Annotated in this window: 4 protein-coding genes and 2 pseudogenes; 5 read left to right on the top strand and 1 reads right to left on the bottom strand. The window is 69.0% G+C overall.

What is annotated here, in order from left to right:
- From AC2VON_RS16400 to AC2VON_RS16415, 4 genes and pseudogenes are all read left to right on the top strand, one after another.
- Positions 1 to 286: type II toxin-antitoxin system PemK/MazF family toxin (locus AC2VON_RS16400; RefSeq protein WP_486953897.1), on the top strand; the 286-nt coding region annotated here is incomplete at its 5' end.
- A 165-nt stretch (positions 287 to 451) separates the two neighbouring features.
- Positions 452 to 762: pseudogene (locus tag AC2VON_RS16405) on the top strand (type II toxin-antitoxin system TacA family antitoxin); the annotation flags it as partial.
- On the top strand, positions 759 to 1,259 hold the full coding sequence (locus AC2VON_RS16410; RefSeq protein WP_486953898.1) for a GNAT family N-acetyltransferase: 501 nt from the start codon (positions 759 to 761) through the stop codon (positions 1,257 to 1,259). The pseudogene AC2VON_RS16405 and the gene AC2VON_RS16410, both read left to right, overlap by 4 nt.
- Before the next feature lie 140 nt (positions 1,260 to 1,399).
- On the top strand, positions 1,400 to 3,376 hold the full coding sequence (locus AC2VON_RS16415; protein WP_486953899.1) for an SEC-C domain-containing protein: 1,977 nt from the start codon (positions 1,400 to 1,402) through the stop codon (positions 3,374 to 3,376).
- Positions 3,377 to 3,431: 55 nt separating this feature from the next.
- Here the strand turns inward: AC2VON_RS16415 and AC2VON_RS16420 are convergent, their stop codons facing one another.
- Positions 3,432 to 3,644 carry a dodecin gene (locus AC2VON_RS16420; protein ID WP_486953900.1) on the bottom strand — a complete coding sequence of 71 codons (213 nt, stop codon included), beginning with the start codon at positions 3,642 to 3,644 and terminating at the stop codon, positions 3,432 to 3,434.
- Positions 3,645 to 3,796: 152 nt separating this feature from the next.
- Here AC2VON_RS16420 and AC2VON_RS16425 point away from each other — a divergent pair.
- Positions 3,797 to 4,569, top strand: a pseudogene (locus tag AC2VON_RS16425) (IS3 family transposase); the annotation flags it as partial.

The raw sequence follows: 4,569 nt of genomic DNA on the forward strand, positions 1-4,569 counted from the left end.
GCCCGGCAAACACCGCCCGGCCGTCATCGTTTCCGTTGATGAGATACTCGCCGGGGTCGATGACGAACTCGTTGTCGTGGTACCGGTGTCGAGTTCACGCTCATCGACCCCGTTGCGGCCGACCGTCTCACCGGACGAAGGTGTAGACAGCCCGAGTGTCGCTGTCTGCCGCAGCGTGCGCGCCGTCGCCCGTACCCGCCTGCTGGAAAGGTTGGGAACGCTCGCGCCTGTCACGATGCGCGACGTCGAACGCGCCCTCGCCATGATTTTGGGCGTTGAGGACTGAACCTCGTTGCGTGATCTGCGTGCCGCAAACGGCCCGGCCTGCCGGGGCTACATGTCGAGCACTCTGCGCCGTGCGCCCGAGCTTTCGACCGGCCGCGCCGGGTTCGTCGGCTGCGTGCGGCGCTCGGGCTGGATTGACCCCGCCGACGTCGACAGGTCCGCTGTGTTGACCTGTGTGCCCATTAGGCCCACAATGGGGTGATGGCCACCAAGACGGAACGATTCGCAGTGCGTCTGACCGCTGAACAGGACGCGCTGATCCGGTGTGCAGCCGAGGTGGAAGGGACCGACCTCACCAATTTCACGGTCACTGCAACGCTGGCGCATGCCCGCAACGTGTTGGCCGATCGACGCCGGTTCGTGCTCGATGATGCGGCTTGGTCGAAGTTTCTGGCAGCGCTTGACCGGCCGGTGTCGCGCAAGCCACGGCTGAAAGCGCTGCTTGCGGAGGAATCCATCTTCGATGCAGCGGAGTGAGCGGCTACAGCGCGCCGCGCCCGATCAGCGAACGCGACGATCTTCTCGCATTTGACAGCGGCGAGCCCAGCTTGGACCACTACCTGCGTGCCCGGGCTTTGGCCAACCACGTGGAAGGCGCGTCGCGTTGTCATGTGACATGTCGCGCCGGCCGGGTCGTCGGCTTTTACGCGCTGGCGGCGGCTTCGGTGCAGCGCCGCGCGGCGCCCGGACGAGTGCGGCGCAACATGCCAGAGCCCGTGCCGGTGATCCTGTTGTCCCGGTTGGCGGTCGATCGCGCAGAGCAAGGCAACGGGCTCGGTGCACATCTGCTGCGGGATGCGGTCATTCGCAGTGTGCGCGCAGCCGATCTGATCGGCGCGCGGGCGATGCTGGTGCACGCCATAAGCGATGAGGCCCGCTCGTTCTACGCCCACTTCGACTTCGAGCCGTCGCCCACCGACCCGCTGCACCTGCTGTTGCTCATCAAGGAAGCCGACGCGCTGACGCGGGCGTAACGCGCGAAAAATCGCAACGCGATCGTGGAGTCCCGGCTCGGCGATCTGCGCGACCTGGAGCAGTGTGTCGAGCGGGTGACCGCCTTTCTGCACAGCGGCCGGTCCCGGGAAACGTGCCCGGCGCGGGTAGGGTCGGGGCCGTGTTGGACGGCTCCGGCGAGACGATCGGCGCCGCGGTGCGCCAGCTTTTGGCGACGCGCGGCCCGATGACCGAGGACGACCTGCTGGCCGCGCTCGTCGCCGACGGCGTCGAGCTCGGTCCGGACGCCGAGGCGACTCTCGGGGAGGTGCTCGACGAGGACACCCAGCTGGTCATGCCGTTGGCCGATGAGAGGGTCGCGTGGATTCCCGCGCTGCTCGACGGCAGGATCTTCACCCACCGCCTCGGCGAGGCCGAGGCCGCTCATGACCTGATCGAGTGGGGCCCCGACCTGGCGCCGGTGTCGATGCTGACCGAGTTGGACACCTATCGGCGCCTGGTCGACGGCTCCCCGATCGGCGACGCTTTCGCACAGTTCGACGCGGACGTCCTTGCCGCGCGCGGGGTGCCCGCGGCGGCGATCGGCAGCGAGGGCGCTTTGCTGTTGCCGCCCGGGCACCTGGCCGGGCTCGGCGCCGAGGCCGGCGACGTCGTCGGCTTGCGGGTCACCGCGCGCGGATTCGAGGTCACGACCGTCGCAGACCCGGCTCCCTGCGATGTCGGCGCGTCGCTGTCCGCCCTGCTCGAGGAGCAGCCCGATCGGCCCGAGATGCTCGACAACGCGGTGTGGACAGTGTGCGCCGACGACGACAGCATGTTCCGGGAGCCGGCGGCACCGCTGGGTGAGCTGCTCGCGGCGAGCGGGCTGGCCTGCGAGGGCGACTGGATCGCCTGTGCGGGTTTCGATTTCGGCGGGTGGCGGGTGGCCGGCCGGATCGAGTCGATCAAGGAGCGCTACGACCTCGACGACGACGAGGCGCTGGCCGTGCTGGCCGTCGTCGGGATCTACGGGCAGACCCTCGACCTGGTCGAGGCCGTGCAGGGTGCCCAGGACACCCCACCGCCGCCCCCCGACGACGAGGCCGACTCCGATCCCGACCGCCAGGTCATCCGCGCCGCGCTGGAGTCGCTGGCCGACCCGGTCGTGGCGGCCGCCGCGCTGGACGAGATGGGTGTGCACGACGACCAATCCGCCGCCGCGCTCGGCGTTTTCGCCGAGACGGCGGAGCCCCTGGCGCCGCGCGCGGCGCGCCCGGCCCTGCGCTGGATGCGGGCCAAGGCGCTCGAGGCGCTCGGCGACTGCGAAGAAGCGGAAGCGACGCTGCATGCCGCCGAGTCGCTGGACCCGTCGTGGCCGCTGACGCTGCTGTCGCTGGCCCGCTATGCCGGCGATCGCGGCGACGCCGAGCGGGGGCTGGCGCTGCTGCGCCGGGCGGGGGCGTCCGACGACGACGAATTGGTGCAGCTGTTCGAGCGGTTCCGGCCGGCACCCCGGCCCGGCCTGGGCCGCAACGAACGCTGCTGGTGCGGGTCGGGCCGCAAGTACAAGGTGTGCCACCTCAACCGCGAACAGTTGCCGCTCGAGGAGCGGGCCGCGTGGCTGTATCAGAAGGCCACCACCGATCTGCTCGACGGCCCGTTTTGGTCCTTGTTCGTCGACACCGCGGAGGCCCGGGCGCAGTACTGGGATTCGTCCGACGCGCTCGTCGCGGCGTTCGGTGATCCGCTGGTCTGCGATGCGGTGCTGTTCGAGGGCGGGGCGTTCGCCGACTTCCTCGGCACGCGCGGCTTTCTGCTGCCCGACGACGAGCGCTCGCTGGCCGAGCGGTGGCTGCTCGTGCAGCGTTCGGTGCACGAGGTGCTCGACGCGTCACCCGGCCGGGGATTCACGTTGCGTGACGTGCGCACCGGCGACGTGTGCGAGGTGCGCGAGCGCACCGCCAGCGCGCGGGTGAAAGTCGGCCAATTCTACTGCGCCCGAGTCGTTCCCGCGGGGGAGACGATGCAGATCTTCGGTGGGATGGAGCCGGTGTCGTTGGTCGAGCGCGACGGGCTGATCGGGTTGCTCGACGACGAGCCCGACCCGGTGGAGCTCGTCGCGGCCCTGTCGCGGCGATTCGCCCCGCCGGGGCGTTAGCCGAGGGCGAGCCGCGGGTTGGCCGCGACCGTTGCCGACCGCTGCCTGAGTCGCTCTACGAGTCTTCCAGGCGGAAGCCGACTTTCATGGTCACCTGGTAGTGGCCGACAGCCCCATCCTCCAGGTGGCCGCGAATCGACTCCACTTCGAACCAGTCCAGGTTGCGCATCGTCTGCGCCGCCCGTGCCAGCCCGCTGCGGATAGCCGCGTCAACGCCCTCGGGTGAACTTCCGACTATCTCGATCACGCGGTAGGTGTGATTGTTCATCGCTCTACCCTCGCACCGGCCGCGGCGCAGGGAGTGTTCGGGTGCAGTCGATGCGCGGTGAGCCGGTGCTGGTGAGGTGAGCCCCTCGTAGTGGTCCAGTTGTTGTGCGACTCTGTTGCCCGGTGTTCCGGGCAGGAAGAATCGGCAACGACATGACATCGAAGAAACGCCGGCGGCACACGCCGGATCAGATCATCCGCAAGCTCGCAGAGGGCAACAAGCTGCTGGCGTCGGGCCAGGACCTTGACGAGGTGTGCCGTCACCTGGAGACCGCCGAGTCGAACTGGCATCGCTGGGTGGCCCAATACGGCGGCATGAAGGCCAGCGACGCCAAGCGGCTCAAGGAGCTGGAAGCCGAGAACGCCCGGCTCAAGAAAATGGTCGCCAACCAGGCTCTCGACATCGACATGCTCAAGGAGATCTCGGCGGGAAACTTCTAACCCCGAACCGCAAGCGCAGCGCCGTGGAGATGCTGCGCGACCGGTTCGGGGTGTCACAACGGCGCGCCTGCACGGTGGTGGGCATCCACCGATCCACGATGCGCCTGGCCCCGCCGCCGCTGAGTATCGAGGAAGCCGAGTTGCGCACCTGGCTGCGCCGGTTTGCCACCGACCGGCCCCGCTGGGGTGGCGGCGGGCAGCCAAGATGGCCCGCCGGGCTGGCTGGCAGGTCAACAACAAGCGCATCCGCCGGCTATGGCGCGAGGAAGGCCTGCGGGTTCCCCAGCGCCGCAAGAAGAAGCGCTTGACCGGCATCGGCGTTGTCGTCGGGGCGATGTCGCCGATCCGTCCGAACGTGATCTGGGCGATGGACTTCCAGTTCGATACCACCGCCGACGGTCGCACCCTCAAGCTGCTCAACGTGATCGACGAGTTCACTCGTGAAGCCCTCGCGATTGAGGTTGATCGCCGCATCGACGCTGACG

The organism is Mycobacterium sp. TH-M82 (assembly GCF_057473605.1).

Coding starts and splice junctions, on each gene's coding strand:
- AC2VON_RS16420 (WP_486953900.1), bottom strand. CDS start 3,644: ATGAACAATCACACCTACCGCGTGATCGAGATAGTCGGAAGTTCACCC.